General features: G+C 50.7%; 1 protein-coding gene. It reads left to right on the forward strand.

Features of this window, described 5'->3' with window-relative positions:
• Nucleotides 1-688, forward strand: a 688-nt coding sequence (tnpC, locus tag ACE01T_RS17670) for an IS66 family transposase (RefSeq protein WP_395519793.1), incomplete at both ends; no start/stop codon positions are given.

The raw sequence follows: 688 nt of genomic DNA on the forward strand, positions 1-688 counted from the left end.
ATTGTGGCTGCCAACTCCGTCGTATCGGCGAAGATGTCAGTGAAAAACTGCATTTCAGACCGGCAAAGTTCTATAAGGAACAGCATGTGCGTGGCAAATGGGTCTGTGATCAGTGCGACACTCTGACTCAGCAAGCGATGCCCGCCTATGTGATTGATAAAGGCATTGCTTCACCTGAATTGCTCAGCCATGTGCTGGTATCGAAGTATGCCGATCATTTGCCGCTGTACCGTCAGCGCCTGATCTATCAGCGGGCTGGCATTGATCTGTCCAGATCCACTTTATCTGACTGGATTGGTCGCTGCGGTGTGGAACTGGAACCTCTGGCTAATGCCTTAAAACAGGTGGTGTTGCAACAGCGGGTGATCCATGCCGATGAAACGCCGGTCACCATCATGCGGATGGGTGATGATGAGAAAAAACCGAAGAAAGGTTATGTCTGGGCCTATGCCACCACACAGTACAATCCAGTTCAAGCGGTGATCTATGACTTTCAGGATAGCCGTTCAGGTCAGCATGCTGAAGAGTTCCTGAATGGCTGGCAGGGTCATCTGGTCTGTGATGATTACAGTGGTTATAAAGCACGCTTTAAATCAGGCCAGGTCATTGAGGTGGGCTGCATGGCCCATGCACGTCGTAAATTCCATGAACTGCATGTGACCGGGAAAAGTCAGGTCGCTGAACAGGC

Source organism: Acinetobacter uliginosus (assembly GCF_044130295.1).
In the GTDB taxonomy this organism is placed as follows: domain Bacteria; phylum Pseudomonadota; class Gammaproteobacteria; order Pseudomonadales; family Moraxellaceae; genus Acinetobacter.